Here is a 17,314-nt window from a genome sequence, read left to right on the forward strand (position 1 = left end):
TTTTACGTCCGGAGACGCTGATATCAATCCTGCGAGTGCCCACACAGATTGTCTGATAAATTGTTAAAGAGCAGTGCGAACAGCGGGTTAACCGTCTGTCGCGAGGTGGCGTATATTACGCTTTCCTCCTTCAGAGTCAAACACTTTTTTAAGCGTTTTATCTGGCGGGGTGAATCGCTTCACTCCCTGCTGAGCCGCTTGCGTTGCCGCTTTGCCGTCTCAGTGGATGCGCATTATAGGGATCCGATTTTTTTGCACAACCCCTTTTTTCGATCTTTTTAATCGACTGGCGAGTTTTCAATCTTTTCGCTGCGATCGCGAGCGATCCGCTCAAAATTCATCTTGTTTGCCCGCCTGATAAGCCGCAGGCTAGGGGGAAAAGTGCAAAAGGAGAACGATCATGTCTGTAGCCCTACGACCTTATAAGAACCATTTTCCACAAATCGGCGATCGCGTAATGATCGATCGCAGTAGCGTGGTGGTGGGTGAAGTGCAGCTCGCCGACGATGTCAGCATCTGGCCACTGGTTGCTATCCGCGGTGATGTGAACAAAGTCGTGATAGGTAAAAGAAGCAATATTCAGGACGGCAGCGTTTTGCACGTCACGCACAAATCCACCAGCAACCCGGAAGGGCATCCTTTAGTAATTGGTGAAGACGTGACTGTCGGTCATAAAGCGATGCTGCACGGCTGTCATATCAGCGATCGCGTGCTGGTTGGCATGGGATCGATTTTGCTGGATGGTGTGTTTGTTGAAGAGGATGTCATGATCGGCGCGGGCAGTCTGGTTCCGCCGGGTAAAAGACTGGAGAGCGGCTATCTCTATTTAGGCAGCCCGGTTAAACAAATCCGCCCATTGAGTGAGGCGGAAATCGCAGGTCTGCTCTATTCATCGAGCAATTATGTTGGATGGAAAGATGAATACCTCGCTCAGGAAAGCCAGATCCAACCTTGATCATCGATCTCATCCTGCCGGATAAGCGCTTCCGCTTCTTCTTCCAGATCCCAGCGATGCGCGCTAAACAGCGCCATCGCAGCACCCGTTCCAAATCGATCCTGTAATGCGTTGAGCTTGATAGCACAAGTTAACGCCATTCCTTGCACCAACACCGGAAAGACGATCGCTCCTCGTTCCTCGTCCCAACTTTCACGATCGGGAAAATGGATCGCCTGATTCACTCCTTCATGGCCTGCTTTAATTGAGCAATAACGGGGGTAATTTCTGGCATCACGCCATGCCACAGTTGGAAAGCATGTGCCGCCTGCCCCACCAGCATGCCCAATCCATCTGCCAGCTGATCCGTACCGTGCTGCTGACACCACAGCAAGAATGGCGTCAGTCCTTGCTGATAGAACATGTCGTAGCAGCGTGTTTGCGGGGTGATCAATGAGTCTGGCAACGGCGGCACTTTACCCTCAACGCCACTGGAGGTTGCATTGATGATCAGATCAAATGCCTGACCGGAGAGCTCAGCAAAGCCGCTCGACTGGATATCCCCACTATGCTGGAAGATATCTGCCAATTCTTCAGCGCGGGCAACCGTTCGGTTGACCACTACCACTGAACATCCAAAAGAAAGCAGGGGAAGGATCACACCTCGAGCTGCACCACCGGCTCCCACCAGTAAAATGCGGTCACCAGAACGGATCAAATTCAATCGTTCCAGATCGCTTAGCAGGCCAATCCCATCGGTATTATCACCAAAGATCGAGCCATCTGCCTTTTTCTTTAATGTGTTAACCGCCCCAGATAAGGCTGCACGTTCACTGAGTTCATCGGCCAGTTCCCACGCCTGTTGTTTAAATGGCAGTGTGACATTTGCACCTTTTCCACCGACAGTAAAAAAGTCGCTAATTGACTGAGGAAACCCCTCCAGCGGTGCACAAACCCGGCCATAGGTGTGCGCGATTCCTGTCTGCTCGGCAAAAAGGCTATGAATGAAAGGTGACTTACTGTGTGCAATGGGATGACCAAAAACGGCGAAATGTTCCATAAATTAACCCTGACGAATAAGTTCGCCGCTGATAACGTCGCGAATTTCAGAAGGATTTAACCGCCCGCCCGTTGCAGCATGCAACACGGGGAATTGAGCACCGAATTGCTGTGCAACTTCATCAGCATTGCGGCACGGCGCCTCGCCGGAGAGATTGGCGCTGGTAGACACCAATGGTTTGCCGAAGCCACGGCAAAGTGCCTGCACATCCGGATGATCACTAACGCGGATAGCCAGCGAATCGAAACGTCCTGTTAGCCAGCGTGGCGTATGCGGTGTTGTCGGAACCACATAAGTCACCGGACCTGGCCAGCTAGCAAACATGCGCTCACGCTGTAGCACCGTGAGCTCACGATCGGCAATGTAGGGTTCCAGTTGCGCATAATCTGCTGCAATCAGGATAAGCCCTTTCTCAACCGGACGCTGTTTGAGCGCCAGTAAGGCCATGACGGCGCTTTCGCTATCGGGATCACAGCCTAAACCAAATACCGCTTCTGTTGGATAGGCAATCACCGCCTGCTGTTGTAGTTGCTCGATGCAAAACTCGAGACTTCCGGGAACATACGCTTTTTGCTTCATGATCGTTCTTCGTCCTGGGCGATGAGCTTGCCACAGCGTTTGCTGGCGCATAAGCGCTTCATGCCTTGTGCGGTTTTCTTCTCTATTAATAAGGGAAACTGGCAATGCGGACAAATACCTTCAACAGGCGTTGCATTGATTGCAAATTGGCAATCGGGGTAACGTTCGCAGGAGTGAAAGGTTTTGCCATAGCGCGAACGGCGCTGAACCAGCTTTCCGTTCTGACATTGGGGACAGGCAATCGCGGTCTCGTCGGGCTTATCGATGGTTTCTGTGTAATCACATTCAGGATAGTGGCTACAACCAACAAACATCCCAAATCGCCCCTGACGCAGAACTTTATCTGCGCCACACTGAGGACACACGTGCCCTTCCAGCACTTTAACGATATGCCCATCGGCCTGATTTTTCAGGGGACGAACATAATCACAGGTTGGATAATTCACACAGCCAAGAAACGGGCCGTGTTTACCACTGCGTATCACTAAATCTGCCCCGCAAGCGGGGCAGGGATCGTGTTTACGCACAGAAAATAGTGCTGATTTACTCATATTTCCGGATGCATTAATCGCAAATTAATGCAGCATACCTTCATTGACGTCGAATAACAGTTCTTCCATCTGCTGATAAGCGTTTTCACATCCAGGGATGTTAAACAGCACCATCAGCACCACCCATTTAAGATCTTCAAGATCGAATTCCTGAGTATCAAGAGCCGTGACCCGTTCGATGACCATCTCGCGCGTTTCCATATTCAGTACCTGAACTTGTTCCAGGAACAAAATAAAACCGCGACAATCAGCATCAAGACGCTGGCATTCCTCGTCCGTATAAATTCGCATTGAGAGCGGGTCGGCAGCCAATTGCACTGGCGCGACCAGACCATCCTGATAGTCCGCTAAACGTTCAAGCCAATTCAACGCATTGTAGATATCTTCACGATGAAAACCCGCATCGGCCAAATCATCGGTCAATTTATCCTGGTCAACACGCATTTCAGCTTCGTTGTGGATATAGGTCTCAAACAAGTACATAAGTACGTCGAACATGGCATGCCCTCCTCAATCGGACATAGCCGCCGGGTACAGCTGCGATCCATCCTGCTAACTCCAGCTCCAGCAACTGGGCTGCGATAACTGGCACAGGTTGGCCGGCACGTTCAGCGACGACGTCAACAGGTGTAACCTCATCACCTACGTTAGCCAACACGCTTGCAAATGGCAATGGAACATCGTCACTGTCTTGTGAATATATTGTTTCTGAAGTGGTTGCCGGCAGCCATTGCAAATTGGAATGCAAATCTTCAAGGATGTTATTTGGATGGGCAACCAACAGTGCTCCCTGCTGAATCAACCAATGCGTACCTTCACTGCCATCATTACCCAATGCTCCGGGTAACGCATAAACATTGCGATTTTGTTCCAGCGCGCAGCGAGCCGTGACCAGCGAACCGCTTTTCAGTGAAGCCTCAACGACCAGCACTCCCTGGCTCAACCCACTGATGATGCGGTTACGGCGCGGAAAATTAACAGCATGTGGCGCCATATCAAGAGGAAATTCAGAGACTAAAGCCCCTTCGTTATCCATGATCGCCTGCGCCAGCGACTGATGGCTTTTGGGGTAGATATGTTGCAAGCCGCTACCCAGCACTGCGATTGTTTTACCACTTGCGTCCAAGGCTGCACGGTGTGCAACGCCATCAATACCGCGAGCCAGTCCGCTAGTGATGGTCAACCCACTGAGTGCAAGTTGCTGTGTAAACCATGTGCCCCACTCTTTGCCATAGTGGGAACAGTGCCGACTGCCCACCACAGCTAATTGCGGTGTCTGCAAAACGGAGAGGTGACCAGCTACATAGAGCAATGAGGGGCGTTGACTGATTTCAGCCAGGTGGCCCGGATAATCAGCATCTATGCAGGAGACTAAATGATGATGAGGTTGATCCAGCCACTGTAACGTGCGCGCCAGTTGCCGTGGGCAATAATCGTTAAACTGTTGGCGCTGCAATTCATTCAAACCATGGCTGTGCAGTAATTCGTCATCGACGGCGGCACCGTTTTGCAAATTCCGCGCGAGATTCACTACGCGATGCCGGCGCAGGCCTTTAACATTTGCCAGCCGGAGTATCCCTTCCACTCGCTCCACGCGTCCATCCTTAAGCCTGCTCACATGCGGTGCAATGCTGTCAATCAGGCCACAAAAAGTCTACAATATGAGGTAGTAATCTTTTCTTTAACGCATACAGATCTGGATATTTATGTCAGTTTTGCAGGTATTACATTTCCCTGATGATCGCCTTCGCAAAATCGCTGCGCCGGTGGCTACCGTAAACGCAGACGTTCAGCGCATTGTCGATGACATGTTTGAAACCATGTACGCCGAAGAAGGCATTGGCTTAGCGGCCACTCAGGTCGACATTCATCAACGCATCATTGTAATCGATGTTTCTGAAAATCGAGACGAACGTCTGGTGTTGATTAACCCGGAACTGCTGGAAAAAAGCGGTGAAACCGGCATTGAAGAGGGTTGCCTCTCAATCCCTGAACAACGTGCCTTTGTGCCGCGCGCGGAATGGGTCAAAGTCCGTGCGCAGGATCGTGACGGTAAAAGTTTTGAGTTGGAAACGGATGGTCTGCTGGCAATTTGCATCCAGCATGAAATCGACCACCTGGATGGCAAACTGTTTATCGATTATCTGTCGCCGCTCAAGCGTCAGCGCATTAAACAGAAACTGGAAAAGCTGGCCCGCATGAATGCACGCGAAGCCTGAGTACTAACAGAAGGTTAAACTGTGTCTGCATCGCTAAAAATTATCTTTGCCGGTACACCTGACTTTGCAGCGCGTCATCTCGACGCGCTGCTTGCTTCTGAGCATCAGGTGGTTGGCGTATTTACTCAGCCCGACCGTCCATCAGGGCGCGGTAATAAACTCACTCCAGGTCCCGTCAAAGTGTTGGCGCAGTCACACGATGTTCCTGTGTTTCAGCCGAAATCGCTAAAACCTGAAGAGAACCAACAACTGGTCGCGGATTTGCAAGCCGATATCATGGTCGTGGTGGCTTATGGCCTGATTCTGCCGAAGGCCGTTCTCGATATGCCGCGACTCGGCTGCATCAATGTCCATGGATCACTCCTGCCACGCTGGCGCGGTGCGGCGCCTATTCAGCGTTCGCTCTGGGCTGGCGACCGCGAAACCGGCGTGACCATCATGCAGATGGATGTGGGTCTGGATACGGGTGACATGCTGCATAAGCTCTCCTGCCCTATCACGCCTGAAGACACCAGCGCATCACTGTATGACAAACTGGCCGAGCTTGGGCCACAAGGCATGCTGGATACACTCGACCTGCTCGCTAGCGGCAAAGCGCAACCGGAAGTACAGGATGAAGCTCTGGTTTCTTACGCTGAAAAGTTGAGCAAAGAAGAGGCGCGTCTTGATTGGTCACTTTCTGCTGTACAGCTTGAGCGCTGCATTCGCGCCTTCAATCCCTGGCCGGTGAGCTTCTTCCTGATTGAGGATCAGCCCGTCAAAGTGTGGCAGGCTAGCGTTTTACCTCATCAGAACAAACAGCCGGGCGAAATCATCCATGCTGATAAAAATGGCATTCAGATTGCCACCGCTGACGGCGTACTCAATCTACTTTCGCTGCAGCCTGCGGGTAAGAAAGCCATGTCCGCGCAAGATCTGCTGAATTCGCGTCGTGAATGGTTTGCCACTGGTACCCTTCTGGCCTGATCACCAGCCCGGTTTAACCGGGCTTTTTGTTTGATGAATGAATATGAAAAAAGCAACTAACCTGCGTAGCCTTGCCGCGCAACTCATTGAACGCGTGGTAGATAAAGGTGAATCACTCAGTGCCATTCTGCCTGGCGCGCAAAAAACATTGGCTGATAAAGATGGCGCGCTGTTGCAGGAACTCTGCTTTGGCGTAATGCGCACTTTGCCGCAGCTGGAAGCGCTGATTGGCAAACTGATGGAGCGCACGTTAACGGGTAAGCAGCGCGTGCTGCACTACCTGATCATGGTTGGGTTGTATCAGTTGCTGTACACGCGCGTGCCAGCACATGCAGCACTGGCCGAAACGGTCGCAGGTGCAGAAGTGCTAAAACGCACGGCGCTGAAGGGATTGATTAATGGAGTGCTACGTCAGTTCCAGCGTCAGCAAGAAACGCTGCTTGCTGAAGTGGATCAAGGCCCGCAGCGCTACTGGCATCCCGGTTGGTTACTCAAACGTTTGCAGACCGCCTGGCCAGATCGTTGGCAGCAGATCGTTGACGCCAATAATCAGCGTCCGCCGATGTGGTTGCGCGTCAATCGTCAGCATCATAGCCGCGATACGTGGCTAAGCCTGTTGCAGGCTGAAGATAAAGCAGCTTTCCCCGCCGATGCGCCGGATGCTCTGCGTCTTGAATCCCCTGCCCCCGTCAGTCAGTTACCGGGCTTCGATCAGGGATGGGTGACTGTACAAGACTTGTCTGCACAGCGCTGTGCTCTGCTGCTTGAGCCACAAAATAATGAAACCATTCTCGATCTCTGTGCAGCACCTGGCGGCAAGACCACGCATATTCTGGAAATCGCCCCTCAGGCAAACGTGCTGGCCGTGGATATTGATCAACAACGTTTGACTCGCGTGCATGAAAATCTACAGCGCCTGGGCATGCAAGCCGAAGTCCGCCAGGGCGATGGTCGGACACCTGCAGAGTGGTGCGGCGACCAGCAATTTGACCGTATTCTGCTGGATGCACCTTGTTCTGCAACCGGTGTGATTCGACGTCACCCTGATATCAAATGGTTGCGCCGTGATCGTGATATCCCAGAGCTGGCTGTACTGCAGCGCGAAATCCTCAATGCAGTTTGGCCACGTTTGAAATCCGGCGGCACGATGATTTACGCGACCTGCTCGATCCTGCCCGAAGAAAACCATCAGCAGATCGCGGCCTTTCTGGCTGAGCACGATGATGCTGTCGCTGAGCAGCTGCCCGAAGGCCAAATCAATGGGTGGCAAGTCTTCCCGAGCGTTGATGGCGGTGACGGATTCTTTTACGCTAAATTAATAAAAAAATAGCGCGGCGCATTCTGACAAGAGCGATTCAACGATGAAAATTATTATCCTCGGCGCCGGGCAGGTTGGCGGCACGCTTGCTGAAAACCTGGTGGGCGAAAATAACGACATCACGGTTGTAGATACGGATGCCACCCGTCTGCGCGCGTTGCAGGACAAATTTGACCTGCGCGTAGTGCACGGCCATGGTTCCCATCCACGTATATTGCGTGAAGCCGGCGCTGAAGATGCCGATATGCTGGTTGCTGTCACCAATTCCGACGAAACCAACATGATTGCCTGTCAGATTGCCTATTCGCTCTTCAATACACCGAACCGAATTGCCCGTATTCGCGCGGCAGAATATTTGCGGGATGCCGAAAAGCTGTTTGTACCGGAAGCTGTGCCGATCGATCATTTGATTTCACCGGAACAGTTGGTGATCGACAACATCTATCGCCTGATTCAGTATCCTGGCGCATTGCAGGTCGTTAACTTTGCCGAAGGAAAAGTGAGCCTTGCGGTAGTTAAAGCCTATTACGGTGGGCCTCTGGTCGGTAACCCGTTGTCCATTTTGCGTGAACATATGCCGCATATCGATACACGCGTAGCGGCTATTTTCCGTCAGGACCGCCCTATTCGCCCTCAGGGTTCAACGATTGTCGAAGCGGGCGATGAAGTCTTCTTTATTGCCGCAAGCCAGCATATTCGCGCGGTAATGAGCGAAATGCAGCGCCTTGAGAAACCCTACAAGCGCATTATGCTGGTCGGCGGCGGCAACATCGGTTTTGGTTTGGCCCAGCGGTTGGAAAAACAGTACAGCGTGAAGTTGATTGAACGTAATCAACAACGCGCAGCAGAACTGGCTGAACGTCTGCACGACACCGTGGTGTTTTATGGTGATGCTTCAGATCAGGAATTGCTCGCCGAAGAACATGTTGATCAGGTGGATCTTTTCATCGCCGTCACCAATGACGACGAAGCCAACATTATGTCGGCCATGCTCGCAAAGAAGATGGGAGCGAAAAAGGTCATGGTTTTGATCCAGCGTCGTGCTTATGTCGATCTGGTTCAGGGTAGCGTGATCGATATTGCCATCTCTCCGCAGCAGGCCACCATTTCCGCCCTGCTTGGTCACGTGCGCAAGGCAGATATTGTTGGCGTCTCCTCACTGCGACGCGGTATTGCCGAAGCTATCGAAGCTATCGCACATGGGGAAGAGACCACGTCCCGCGTGGTGGGCCGTTTAATTGAAGATATTAAACTGCCGCCAGGTACGATAATCGGTGCCGTCGTACGTGGTGATGAAGTCATCATCGCGAATGACAATGTGCGTATTGAGCAGGGCGACCATGTCATTATGTTCCTGACAGATAAGAAGTTTGTCCCAGATGTTGAACGTCTCTTCCAGCCAAGTCCTTTCTTCCTCTAAATCGCCGCGGGCGTTTGCCCGCCGTGATAATTTTGCTTAATCCGCTGTTATCATGGCAATTGCACAAAGGTTTGTTAGACTTTAGCCATTGGCCAAGGCAAGGAGATAACAATGAGTTTATTCAAAGAGTTTCGTGATTTTGCAATGCGTGGGAACGTGGTTGATTTGGCAGTCGGTGTGATTATCGGTGCCGCTTTCGGCAAGATTGTTTCATCACTGGTCGCGAATATCATCATGCCACCACTGGGGTTACTGATTGGCGGAGTCGATTTTAAACAGTTTAAGTGGGTCCTAAAACCGGCCGAGGGTGATGTACCTGCTGTCGTAATGGAATACGGTAACTTTATTCAAACCATTTTTGACTTTGTAATCGTTGCCTTTGCCATCTTTATGGCCATCAAGTTGATGAACAAGTTGTATCAGAAGAAAGAAGTTGAAAAACCAGCGCCAAAACCAACCAACGAAGAAGTGTTGCTCACTGAAATTCGCGATCTGTTGAAACAGCAGAACAGCGATAAATTGTGATAAAAAAGCCGCCATGTCCAGGCGGCTTTTTTGTCTGTAAAGCAGAAGGCCAGTGATAAACTTTTCTGCTTATCACTGGCCTCCCAGTTTCTACCCTTCGCATGTTTATCTTTACGTCGGTAGCTGCCTTTCCCTTTCTGATTCTGTTCAACTCGCTGACGAAACAGCGGATCATGTAACAGTGCCTCCAAAGCGTTATCGTTAATCTTGCCTTTGCGATGCTGATAGCCACTCATAGTGTCCTCCGGTTAATAATGGCGCAACTATAGGCTTTCCTGCGTGAAATTCAATCCTTGCTACAACAAATTTCCACCTGCGGCTCTTCACCTTTTTCCAGCGCTTCAAGGATAGAACAGCAGGCGCTGCTATGTAGGTCCCCGCAACAGGTCGCGGCTAAACGTTCTAGTGAGCGCTGAATGGTTTGCAACTCGGTAATCATACCATTCACTTCATCCAGACGTCTGGCCACGATCGCTTTGGACTCCTGGCAGGTATGGTGTTCGGGATCGATACGGATCGATAATAAACCGCGGATCGAATCCAGGCTAAAACCGAGCTGACGCCCATAGCGAATAAAGCGCAATCGTTGAAGATCATCATCGTTATAGAGACGGAAGCCGCCTTCAGTGCGAATCTCATGATCCATCATTTGCTGCTTTTCATAAAAACGTATGGTGTCAGGTGTGACGTCCGCAAGTTTAGCCAGCTGGCCAATTTTATACATGTTACTTCTCCTGCAATAGACGATGCCGAACGGGCCCGCCATATTCACCACGTAAAAAATCTGTGCTCATACCGGCCTGCTGTAACTTCATCTCCAGCAGGGTTAATCTTTTATTGAGTTCACTGGCTTGATGATCGTCAGGATCCAAATGCTGTAAAAGATCGTTGAGTTGCACAGCTTCGCGGCGCATTTCAAGTTCAGGGGGTAAAAAGCCTGAGTTTTTTAGCAATCGATATGCCGTGCGTAACTCTGGCGGCACGCCACTTTCGTCTTCAAGCTGCAAAGGTGCACCTTCACCAGGTAAATTACTTAGTTCACCTTTTTCCTGCGCGGCGCGTATCTGCTGCTCTGCCAGCTGGTCAATTAACCACATAATGAACCTCTGCGACTGACAACAGCGTTCAGCATAGCGAAAGATGGGGGAGATGGGGAATTGGAGGCAATAAAAAACCCGCCGAAGCGGGTTTTCTACGTTACTGCAAATTACTCTGCAGCAGCTTCTGCTTGAGCTTCTGGACGATCAACCAGCTCGATGTAAGCCATCGGAGCGTTGTCACCAGCACGGAAGCCACACTTCAGAATACGAGTGTAACCACCGGCACGGCTCGCGAAACGCGGGCCCAGCTCGTTAAACAGTTTTGCCACGATCTCGTTATCACGAGTGCGGGCGAATGCCAGACGACGATTAGCTACGCTGTCGGTCTTGGCAAGAGTAATCAGCGGCTCAACTACGCGACGCAGTTCTTTGGCTTTCGGCAGAGTCGTTTTGATGATCTCGTGACGAACCAGAGAACCGGCCATGTTGCGGAACATAGCCTGACGATGGCTGCTGTTGCGGTTCAGTTGACGACCACTCTTACGATGGCGCATGACCTTATCCTTCTCAGTGAAACCTTAACCTGTGATCTGATTATTCATCAGCAATGCTTGCTGGTGGCCAGTTTTCCAGGCGCATGCCCAGAGACAAACCACGTGAAGCGAGCACATCTTTAATCTCAGTAAGAGATTTTTTACCAAGGTTAGGCGTTTTAAGCAGCTCAACCTCGGTACGCTGTACCAGATCACCGATGTAGTGGATAGCTTCTGCCTTGAGGCAGTTAGCAGAGCGGACAGTCAATTCCAGATCGTCAACAGGGCGCAGCAGGATCGGATCGAATTCTGGTTTCTCTTCTTTCACTTCCGGCTGACGTACATCACGTAAGTCAACGAAAGCTTCCAGTTGTTCTGCCAGGATGGTAGCCGCACGACGAATCGCCTCTTCAGGATCGATTGTGCCGTTGGTTTCCATTTCGATGACCAGCTTATCCAGGTCGGTGCGCTGTTCTACACGCGCTGCTTCAACATTGTAGGCGATACGGTCTACAGGGCTGTAGCAAGCGTCAACCAACAGACGGCCGATTGGGCGCTCATCTTCTTCCGAATGAATTCGGGCAGAAGCCGGCACATAACCACGACCACGCTGAACTTTGATACGCATGCTAATAGATGCGTTTTCATCGGTCAGATGGCAGATCACGTGCTGCGGCTTGACGATTTCGACATCACCGTCGTGGGTGATATCGGCTGCAGTCACAGGGCCAATGCCAGATTTATTCAAAGTAAGGATGACTTCATCTTTACCCTGAACTCTTACCGCCAGCCCTTTCAGATTGAGCAGGATTTCCAGGATATCTTCCTGTACGCCCTCTTTGGTGGAGTACTCGTGGAGCACGCCATCGATCTCAACCTCGGTCACCGCGCAACCCGGCATGGAAGAAAGCAGAATACGGCGCAGTGCGTTGCCAAGAGTATGGCCAAAGCCACGCTCTAACGGCTCAAGGGTCACCTTGGCGTGCGTCGAACTCACTTGCTCGATATCTACCAGGCGCGGTTTTAGAAACTCTGTCACAGAACCCTGCATTGTGTCCTCTCTTTGGTACTAAGCTTTACTTAGAGTAAAGCTCGACGATCAGGTGTTCGTTAATGTCCGCAGACAGATCAGTACGTTCAGGAATACGCTTGAACACACCTTCCATCTTAGTCGCATCAACTTCCAGCCAGGTTGGCTTTTCACGCTGCTCAGCCAGCTCCAGAGCGGCCTTCACGCGAGATTGCTGTTTGGCTTTCTCACGGATGCTAACGACATCATTCGGAGATACCTGATAAGAAGCGATGTTAACAACGCGACCGTTTACCAGGATAGATTTATGGCTAACCAGCTGACGTGCTTCTGCACGAGTGGCGCCAAAGCCCATACGGTAAACAACGTTATCCAGACGACCTTCCAGCAGAGCCAACAGGTTTTCACCGGTGTTGCCTTTCAGACGTGCTGCTTCTTTGTAGTAGTTACGGAACTGACGCTCAAGCACGCCGTACATACGACGAACTTTCTGCTTCTCACGTAACTGACCGCCGTAGTCAGACAGACGCGGTTTACGCGCACCGTGCTGGCCAGGTGGTTGTTCAATTTTGCACTTGGTATCGATCGCGCGAACGCCAGACTTAAGGAATAAGTCGGTGCCCTCACGACGGCTCAGCTTGAGCTTAGGACCCAAATATCTTGCCATTTTCTTTCTCCAACTAACCTAAAAACGGGCGTTAAACGCGACGTTTTTTCGGCGGACGACAACCGTTGTGAGGGATTGGAGTCACATCAGTAATATTAGTGATGCGGAAACCAGCAGCGTTCAGAGCACGAATTGTTGATTCGCGGCCTGGACCTGGACCCTTAACCATAACTTCCAGATTCTTAATACCGTAATCTTTCACTGCTTCTGCACAGCGCTCTGCAGCTACCTGAGCAGCAAACGGAGTAGATTTACGTGAACCGCGGAAACCGGAACCACCGGCGGTTGCCCAACCCAGTGCGTTACCCTGACGATCAGTGATGGTAACGATGGTGTTGTTAAAAGATGCATGGACATGAGCCACGCCATCTGAGACTTGCTTTCTTACACGCTTGCGTGCACGAACTGGTGCCTTTGCCATTATTTACTCACCCCGATTATTTCTTGATCGGTTTACGCGGACCCTTACGGGTACGTGCATTGGTCTTAGTACGCTGACCGCGAACTGGCAGACCACGACGATGGCGTAAACCACGATAGCAACCAAGGTCCATCAGACGCTTGATGCTCAGGGTGATTTCACGGCGCAGATCACCTTCAACAACGAATTTACCAACTGCTTCACGCAGCTGTTCAATTTGTTCTTCAGACAGCTCTCTGATCTTAACATTTTCAGCGATACCCGTTGAAGCACAGATGGCTTTAGAACGGGTCTTGCCGATACCGAAGATCGAAGTTAATGCGATTACGGTATGTTTTTGATCAGGAATGTTAATGCCTGCTATACGGGCCACTATGCACTCCTATAATTAAATAAATGCGTCCCATGCTGAAAAGCCCGTTTTCAGGATACTCAAATGGTAACGCATCGACATACAAAAGATTGGCTGGCTAATCTAGCCAGCTCAACCCGACTTTGCAAGAAAAATATGTGACAATATCAGCCTTGGCGCTGTTTATGCTTTGGCTCGGCGCTGCAAATCACACGTACGACACCGTCGCGGCGGATGATTTTGCAGTTACGACATAATTTCTTGACGGAAGCACGAACTTTCATTTTTACTCTCCGTAACTTCTCAAGCGCCTGAATTAACGGCCGTAGCCTTTCAGGTTTGCTTTCTTCAATGCAGACTCATACTGACTCGACATCATCAGAGTTTGCACTTGAGCCATAAAGTCCATGATGACAACCACTACGATAAGCAGCGATGTGCCGCCAAAGTAGAAGGGAACCTTCATGGCATCACGCATGAACTCCGGGATCAGGCAGATAAAGGTAATGTACAGTGCGCCGATTAAGGTCAAACGTGTCATTACTTTATCGATATACTTCGCCGTTTGCTCTCCCGGACGAATTCCCGGTACGAATGCTCCAGACTTCTTCAAGTTATCAGCTGTTTCACGTGGGTTGAAAACCAACGCCGTGTAGAAGAAACAGAAGAAGATGATTGCAGTCGCATAGAGTAGCACATAAAGCGGCTGTCCTGGTTGCAAATACAGCGAAATTGTTGTCAGCCAGTTCCAACCGGTTCCGCCCCCGAACCATGACGCGATGGTTGCTGGGAACAGAATAATGCTGGAAGCAAAAATAGCCGGAATTACACCCGCCATATTCACTTTCAACGGTAAATGTGTGCTCTGTGCAGCATATACACGACGACCTTGCTGACGTTTAGCGTAGTTGACCACAATGCGGCGCTGGCCACGCTCAACGAAAATAACAAAGAACGTCACTGCAAATACAAGAACTGCAACCAACAGCAACAGGAGGAAGTGCAGGTCACCTTGCCGCGCTTGCTCGATGGTATGGCCAATGGCCGGCGGGAGACCCGCAACAATACCTGCGAAGATAATGATCGAGATACCGTTACCGATACCTCGTTCAGTAATCTGTTCGCCCAGCCACATCAGGAACATTGTCCCGGTAACCAGACTTACAACAGCGGTAAAGTAGAATGCGAAACCTGGATTCATTACCAGGCCTTGCATTCCAGGCATATTCGGCAGACCGGTAGCAATACCGATCGACTGGAATACAGCCAGAACCAGGGTGCCATAGCGAGTGTACTGGCTAATCTTACGACGACCAGCTTCACCCTCTTTCTTAATCTCGGCCAACGCTGGGTGAACCACCGTCAGCAACTGGATAATAATAGAGGCCGAAATATACGGCATAATACCCAGTGCGAAGATTGAGGCACGACTGAGAGCACCACCAGAGAACATGTTGAACATTTCAATGATGGTGCCACGCTGTTGCTCAAGCAGTTTGGCAAGTACAGTGGCATCGATACCAGGGATTGGAATAAAAGAGCCAATACGGAAGACAATCAGTGCACCGATAACAAACAAAAGTCTGCGCTTCAGTTCACCAAAGCCACCTTTGGCACTTTGAAAATCTAATCCCGGTTGCTTTGCCATCTGCTACTTATTCCTCGATTTTACCGCCAGCAGCTTCGATTGCAGCACGCGCACCTTTAGTGACACGCAGACCACGAATCGTTACCGGTGCAGAAACTTCACCAGACAGAATCACTTTCGCGAACTCGATCTGAACACCGATGATGTTGGCTGCTTTCAGAGTATTCAGGTCAACAATACCGCCTTCAACTTTCGCCAGGTCAGACAGACGAACTTCTGCAGTGACCATTGCTTTGCGAGAGGTGAAACCGAATTTCGGCAGACGACGATACAGAGGCATCTGACCACCCTCGAAACCGCGACGTACGCCACCGCCAGAACGAGAGTTCTGACCTTTGTGACCACGACCACCGGTTTTACCGAGGCCAGAACCGATACCACGACCCAGACGCTTAGAAGCGTGTTTAGACCCTTCGGCCGGAGACAGAGTGTTTAAGCGCATCTCTTACTCCTCCACTTTCAGCATGTAGGAAATCGCGTTAACCATACCGCGCACTGCTGGCGTGTCTTCACGCTCAACGGTATGACCAATACGACGCAGACCCAAGCCAACCAGAGTGGCTTTGTGCTTAGGCAGGCGGCCGATTGAACTGCGGGTTTGTGTAATTTTAATAGTCTTAGCCATCGTGATTACCCCAGAATTTCTTCAACGGATTTACCACGCTTGGCAGCGACCATTTCTGGAGAATTCATATTGCCCAGGCCATCGATAGTTGCACGAACCACGTTAATCGGGTTAGTAGAACCATACGCTTTAGCCAGAACGTTATGTACTCCAGCAACTTCTAAAACAGCGCGCATTGCACCGCCGGCGATGATACCGGTACCTTCAGAAGCTGGCTGCATGAACACACGAGAACCCGTGTGAGCACCTTTAACAGGGTGCTGCAGGGTGCCGTGAGTCAGCGCGACGTTAATCATGTTGCGACGGGCTTTCTCCATCGCTTTCTGGATCGCTGCTGGAACTTCACGCGCTTTACCGTAACCAAAACCAACGCGGCCGTTACCATCACCCACTACAGTCAGTGCGGTGAAGGAGAAAATACGACCACCTTTTACAGTTTTAGATACACGGTTTACCGCGATCAGTTTTTCCTGCAGTTCGCCAGCTTGTTTCTCGATGTTTGACATCTTAGACCTCTACCTTAGAACTGAAGGCCAGCTTCACGGGCAGCATCTGCCAGTGCCTGGACACGACCATGATATTGGAACCCGGAACGGTCGAAAGAAACATTAGTAATGCCTTTCTCGACAGCGCGCTCAGCCAGAGCTTTACCTACGGCTGCAGCAGCGTCTTTGTTACCGGTGTACTTCAGTTGTTCGGCAATAGCTTTTTCTACAGTAGAAGCAGCAACCAGAACTTCGGAACCGTTCGGGGCGATCACCTGTGCGTAAATATGACGCGGGGTACGATGTACCACCAGGCGAGTAGCACCCAGCTCTTTGAGCTTGCGACGTGCACGGGTCGCACGACGGATACGAGCAGATTTCTTATCCATAGTGTTACCTTACTTCTTCTTAGCCTCTTTGGTACGCACGACTTCGTCGGCGTAACGAACACCCTTGCCTTTGTAAGGCTCAGGACGACGGTAGGCGCGCAGATCCGCTGCAACCTGACCAATCAGCTGTTTATCAGCGCCTTTCAGCACGATCTCAGTCTGAGTTGGACATTCAGCAGTGATGCCGGCCGGCAGTGCATGGTCAACAGGGTGAGAGAAGCCCAGGGCCAAGCTCACAGAGTTGCCTTTAACAGCTGCACGATAACCAACACCAACCAGTTGCAGCTTCTTGGTGAAGCCTTCGGTAACACCGATAACCATGCCGTTCAGCAGCGCACGAGCAGTACCTGCCTGTGCCCAAGCGTCCGAGAAGCCTTCGCGTGGAGCGAAAGTCAGGGCGTTGTCTGCATGCTTAACTTCTACAGCACTGTTGATAGTACGAGTCAGCTCGCCGTTTTTGCCTTTGATCGAAATTTCCTGACCGTTGAGTTTTACCTCTACGCCCGCAGGAACAACGACAGGTGCTTTTGCAACACGAGACATTTTATCCTC

The 17,314-nt window shown here is 50.9% G+C and carries 26 protein-coding genes and 1 pseudogene; 6 read left to right on the forward strand and 21 right to left on the reverse strand.

The window, feature by feature from the left end; translation table 11 throughout:
- The first annotated feature begins 400 nt into the window (after positions 1-400).
- Positions 401-955 carry a gamma carbonic anhydrase family protein gene (locus tag ACCW76_RS20240; RefSeq protein WP_038644350.1) on the forward strand — a complete coding sequence of 185 codons (555 nt, stop codon included), beginning with the start codon at positions 401-403 and terminating at the stop codon, positions 953-955.
- Here ACCW76_RS20240 and ACCW76_RS20245 read toward each other — a convergent pair.
- Genes ACCW76_RS20245 through dprA form a run of 6 tightly spaced genes read right to left on the reverse strand, consistent with a single transcriptional unit; the run spans position 931 to position 4,718 of the window.
- A complete protein-coding gene (locus ACCW76_RS20245; RefSeq protein WP_436339946.1) occupies positions 931-1,179 on the reverse strand; it encodes a DUF1488 domain-containing protein in 249 nt (82 codons plus the stop codon). The two genes, ACCW76_RS20240 and ACCW76_RS20245, sit on opposite strands and share 25 nt — an antisense overlap.
- Entirely contained in the window at positions 1,176-1,994 is an 819-nt protein-coding gene (gene aroE, locus ACCW76_RS20250; RefSeq protein ID WP_436339947.1) for a shikimate dehydrogenase, read from the reverse strand. Before aroE ends, ACCW76_RS20245 begins: the two co-directional genes overlap by 4 nt.
- 3 nt (positions 1,995-1,997) lie before the next feature.
- Positions 1,998-2,573 carry an L-threonylcarbamoyladenylate synthase type 1 TsaC gene (gene tsaC / locus ACCW76_RS20255; protein WP_045833801.1) on the reverse strand — a complete coding sequence of 192 codons (576 nt, stop codon included), beginning with the start codon at positions 2,571-2,573 and terminating at the stop codon, positions 1,998-2,000.
- Positions 2,570-3,124, reverse strand: coding sequence for a topoisomerase DNA-binding C4 zinc finger domain-containing protein (locus ACCW76_RS20260; RefSeq protein WP_436339948.1), 555 nt, complete (start codon positions 3,122-3,124; stop codon positions 2,570-2,572). Before ACCW76_RS20260 ends, tsaC begins: the two co-directional genes overlap by 4 nt.
- A 24-nt stretch (positions 3,125-3,148) precedes the next feature.
- Complete coding sequence (gene smg / locus ACCW76_RS20265; RefSeq protein ID WP_034830723.1) at positions 3,149-3,622, reverse strand: DUF494 family protein Smg; 474 nt, start codon at positions 3,620-3,622, stop codon at positions 3,149-3,151.
- Positions 3,594-4,718, reverse strand: coding sequence for a DNA-protecting protein DprA (dprA, locus tag ACCW76_RS20270; RefSeq protein WP_436339949.1), 1,125 nt, complete (start codon positions 4,716-4,718; stop codon positions 3,594-3,596). The genes smg and dprA overlap by 29 nt, the downstream gene beginning before the upstream one ends.
- Before the next feature lie 112 nt (positions 4,719-4,830).
- On the opposite strand from dprA, the gene def reads away from it, so the two are divergent.
- The 5 genes from def to mscL all read left to right on the forward strand — a co-directional run bounded on the left by def (position 4,831) and on the right by mscL (position 9,572).
- Positions 4,831-5,343: a peptide deformylase gene (def, locus tag ACCW76_RS20275; protein WP_034830726.1), complete on the forward strand. Its 513-nt coding sequence runs from the start codon at positions 4,831-4,833 to the stop codon at positions 5,341-5,343.
- A 21-nt stretch (positions 5,344-5,364) separates the two neighbouring features.
- Positions 5,365-6,309, forward strand: coding sequence for a methionyl-tRNA formyltransferase (gene fmt, locus ACCW76_RS20280; RefSeq protein WP_436339950.1), 945 nt, complete (start codon positions 5,365-5,367; stop codon positions 6,307-6,309).
- Between the two features lie 43 nt (positions 6,310-6,352).
- Complete coding sequence (gene rsmB, locus ACCW76_RS20285) at positions 6,353-7,639, forward strand: 16S rRNA (cytosine(967)-C(5))-methyltransferase RsmB (RefSeq protein WP_436339951.1); 1,287 nt, start codon at positions 6,353-6,355, stop codon at positions 7,637-7,639.
- A gap of 31 nt (positions 7,640-7,670) precedes the next feature.
- Positions 7,671-9,047 (forward strand): Trk system potassium transporter TrkA, encoded by a 1,377-nt coding sequence (gene trkA, locus ACCW76_RS20290; protein ID WP_038644340.1) that lies wholly within the window; start codon positions 7,671-7,673, stop codon positions 9,045-9,047.
- Positions 9,048-9,158: 111 nt separating this feature from the next.
- The gene (gene mscL / locus ACCW76_RS20295) at positions 9,159-9,572 is read left to right on the forward strand and encodes a large-conductance mechanosensitive channel protein MscL (protein WP_034830732.1); all 414 of its coding nucleotides are present in this window, start codon (positions 9,159-9,161) and stop codon (positions 9,570-9,572) included.
- Positions 9,573-9,610: 38 nt separating this feature from the next.
- On the opposite strand, the pseudogene ACCW76_RS20300 reads toward mscL, so the two are convergent.
- The 15 genes and pseudogenes from ACCW76_RS20300 to rplF form a co-directional block, all read right to left on the reverse strand.
- Positions 9,611-9,808 (reverse strand): annotated as a pseudogene (locus tag ACCW76_RS20300) (alternative ribosome-rescue factor A); the annotation flags it as partial.
- A 50-nt stretch (positions 9,809-9,858) separates the two neighbouring features.
- Positions 9,859-10,296 (reverse strand): Zn(2+)-responsive transcriptional regulator, encoded by a 438-nt coding sequence (zntR, locus tag ACCW76_RS20305; protein WP_200538690.1) that lies wholly within the window; start codon positions 10,294-10,296, stop codon positions 9,859-9,861.
- A gap of 1 nt (position 10,297) precedes the next feature.
- Positions 10,298-10,669 carry a DUF1992 domain-containing protein gene (locus tag ACCW76_RS20310; RefSeq protein WP_436339952.1) on the reverse strand — a complete coding sequence of 124 codons (372 nt, stop codon included), beginning with the start codon at positions 10,667-10,669 and terminating at the stop codon, positions 10,298-10,300.
- A 110-nt stretch (positions 10,670-10,779) separates the two neighbouring features.
- Positions 10,780-11,166 (reverse strand): 50S ribosomal protein L17, encoded by a 387-nt coding sequence (gene rplQ, locus ACCW76_RS20315; RefSeq protein WP_003850180.1) that lies wholly within the window; start codon positions 11,164-11,166, stop codon positions 10,780-10,782.
- A 40-nt stretch (positions 11,167-11,206) separates the two neighbouring features.
- Positions 11,207-12,196, reverse strand: coding sequence for a DNA-directed RNA polymerase subunit alpha (locus ACCW76_RS20320; protein ID WP_007891688.1), 990 nt, complete (start codon positions 12,194-12,196; stop codon positions 11,207-11,209).
- A gap of 25 nt (positions 12,197-12,221) precedes the next feature.
- The gene (gene rpsD / locus ACCW76_RS20325) at positions 12,222-12,842 is read right to left on the reverse strand and encodes a 30S ribosomal protein S4 (RefSeq protein WP_007891687.1); all 621 of its coding nucleotides are present in this window, start codon (positions 12,840-12,842) and stop codon (positions 12,222-12,224) included.
- 31 nt (positions 12,843-12,873) lie between these two features.
- Complete coding sequence (gene rpsK, locus ACCW76_RS20330) at positions 12,874-13,263, reverse strand: 30S ribosomal protein S11 (RefSeq protein ID WP_004160563.1); 390 nt, start codon at positions 13,261-13,263, stop codon at positions 12,874-12,876.
- A 16-nt stretch (positions 13,264-13,279) separates the two neighbouring features.
- Positions 13,280-13,636 (reverse strand): 30S ribosomal protein S13, encoded by a 357-nt coding sequence (gene rpsM, locus ACCW76_RS20335; RefSeq protein ID WP_034830736.1) that lies wholly within the window; start codon positions 13,634-13,636, stop codon positions 13,280-13,282.
- A 146-nt stretch (positions 13,637-13,782) separates the two neighbouring features.
- A complete protein-coding gene (gene rpmJ, locus ACCW76_RS20340) occupies positions 13,783-13,899 on the reverse strand; it encodes a 50S ribosomal protein L36 (RefSeq protein WP_004160566.1) in 117 nt (38 codons plus the stop codon).
- A gap of 32 nt (positions 13,900-13,931) precedes the next feature.
- A complete protein-coding gene (secY, locus tag ACCW76_RS20345; protein ID WP_007891686.1) occupies positions 13,932-15,263 on the reverse strand; it encodes a preprotein translocase subunit SecY in 1,332 nt (443 codons plus the stop codon).
- A 7-nt stretch (positions 15,264-15,270) separates the two neighbouring features.
- Complete coding sequence (gene rplO / locus ACCW76_RS20350; RefSeq protein ID WP_034830738.1) at positions 15,271-15,705, reverse strand: 50S ribosomal protein L15; 435 nt, start codon at positions 15,703-15,705, stop codon at positions 15,271-15,273.
- Between the two features lie 3 nt (positions 15,706-15,708).
- Positions 15,709-15,888: a 50S ribosomal protein L30 gene (gene rpmD / locus ACCW76_RS20355; protein WP_021186404.1), complete on the reverse strand. Its 180-nt coding sequence runs from the start codon at positions 15,886-15,888 to the stop codon at positions 15,709-15,711.
- Positions 15,889-15,893: 5 nt separating this feature from the next.
- Complete coding sequence (gene rpsE, locus ACCW76_RS20360; protein WP_007891679.1) at positions 15,894-16,394, reverse strand: 30S ribosomal protein S5; 501 nt, start codon at positions 16,392-16,394, stop codon at positions 15,894-15,896.
- 14 nt (positions 16,395-16,408) lie between these two features.
- Positions 16,409-16,762, reverse strand: a complete 354-nt coding sequence (gene rplR / locus ACCW76_RS20365; protein WP_008104733.1) for a 50S ribosomal protein L18 — start codon at positions 16,760-16,762, stop codon at positions 16,409-16,411.
- Positions 16,763-16,771: 9 nt separating this feature from the next.
- Positions 16,772-17,305 (reverse strand): 50S ribosomal protein L6, encoded by a 534-nt coding sequence (gene rplF / locus ACCW76_RS20370; RefSeq protein ID WP_038644335.1) that lies wholly within the window; start codon positions 17,303-17,305, stop codon positions 16,772-16,774.
- Positions 17,306-17,314 lie beyond the last annotated feature (9 nt).

Origin of the sequence: Pantoea sp. C8B4, from assembly GCF_051336905.1 — a bacterium.
In the GTDB taxonomy this organism is placed as follows: Bacteria; Pseudomonadota; Gammaproteobacteria; order Enterobacterales; family Enterobacteriaceae; genus Pantoea; species Pantoea rwandensis_B.

Bases quoted from the DNA above. Each gene is read 5' to 3' on its own strand.
- ACCW76_RS20240 (WP_038644350.1), top strand. From the start codon at position 401: ATGTCTGTAGCCCTACGACCTTATAAGAACCATTTTCCACAAATCGGC.
- aroE (WP_436339947.1), bottom strand. From the start codon at position 1,994: ATGGAACATTTCGCCGTTTTTGGTCATCCCATTGCACACAGTAAGTCA.
- tsaC (WP_045833801.1), bottom strand. From the start codon at position 2,573: ATGAAGCAAAAAGCGTATGTTCCCGGAAGTCTCGAGTTTTGCATCGAG.
- ACCW76_RS20260 (WP_436339948.1), bottom strand. From the start codon at position 3,124: ATGAGTAAATCAGCACTATTTTCTGTGCGTAAACACGATCCCTGCCCC.
- smg (WP_034830723.1), bottom strand. From the start codon at position 3,622: ATGTTCGACGTACTTATGTACTTGTTTGAGACCTATATCCACAACGAA.
- def (WP_034830726.1), top strand. From the start codon at position 4,831: ATGTCAGTTTTGCAGGTATTACATTTCCCTGATGATCGCCTTCGCAAA.
- rsmB (WP_436339951.1), top strand. From the start codon at position 6,353: ATGAAAAAAGCAACTAACCTGCGTAGCCTTGCCGCGCAACTCATTGAA.
- trkA (WP_038644340.1), top strand. From the start codon at position 7,671: ATGAAAATTATTATCCTCGGCGCCGGGCAGGTTGGCGGCACGCTTGCT.
- mscL (WP_034830732.1), top strand. From the start codon at position 9,159: ATGAGTTTATTCAAAGAGTTTCGTGATTTTGCAATGCGTGGGAACGTG.
- zntR (WP_200538690.1), bottom strand. From the start codon at position 10,296: ATGTATAAAATTGGCCAGCTGGCTAAACTTGCGGACGTCACACCTGAC.
- ACCW76_RS20310 (WP_436339952.1), bottom strand. From the start codon at position 10,669: ATGTGGTTAATTGACCAGCTGGCAGAGCAGCAGATACGCGCCGCGCAG.
- rplQ (WP_003850180.1), bottom strand. From the start codon at position 11,166: ATGCGCCATCGTAAGAGTGGTCGTCAACTGAACCGCAACAGCAGCCAT.
- ACCW76_RS20320 (WP_007891688.1), bottom strand. From the start codon at position 12,196: ATGCAGGGTTCTGTGACAGAGTTTCTAAAACCGCGCCTGGTAGATATC.
- rpsD (WP_007891687.1), bottom strand. From the start codon at position 12,842: ATGGCAAGATATTTGGGTCCTAAGCTCAAGCTGAGCCGTCGTGAGGGC.
- rpsK (WP_004160563.1), bottom strand. From the start codon at position 13,263: ATGGCAAAGGCACCAGTTCGTGCACGCAAGCGTGTAAGAAAGCAAGTC.
- rpmJ (WP_004160566.1), bottom strand. From the start codon at position 13,899: ATGAAAGTTCGTGCTTCCGTCAAGAAATTATGTCGTAACTGCAAAATC.
- secY (WP_007891686.1), bottom strand. From the start codon at position 15,263: ATGGCAAAGCAACCGGGATTAGATTTTCAAAGTGCCAAAGGTGGCTTT.
- rplO (WP_034830738.1), bottom strand. From the start codon at position 15,705: ATGCGCTTAAACACTCTGTCTCCGGCCGAAGGGTCTAAACACGCTTCT.
- rpmD (WP_021186404.1), bottom strand. From the start codon at position 15,888: ATGGCTAAGACTATTAAAATTACACAAACCCGCAGTTCAATCGGCCGC.
- rpsE (WP_007891679.1), bottom strand. From the start codon at position 16,394: ATGTCAAACATCGAGAAACAAGCTGGCGAACTGCAGGAAAAACTGATC.
- rplR (WP_008104733.1), bottom strand. From the start codon at position 16,762: ATGGATAAGAAATCTGCTCGTATCCGTCGTGCGACCCGTGCACGTCGC.
- rplF (WP_038644335.1), bottom strand. From the start codon at position 17,305: ATGTCTCGTGTTGCAAAAGCACCTGTCGTTGTTCCTGCGGGCGTAGAG.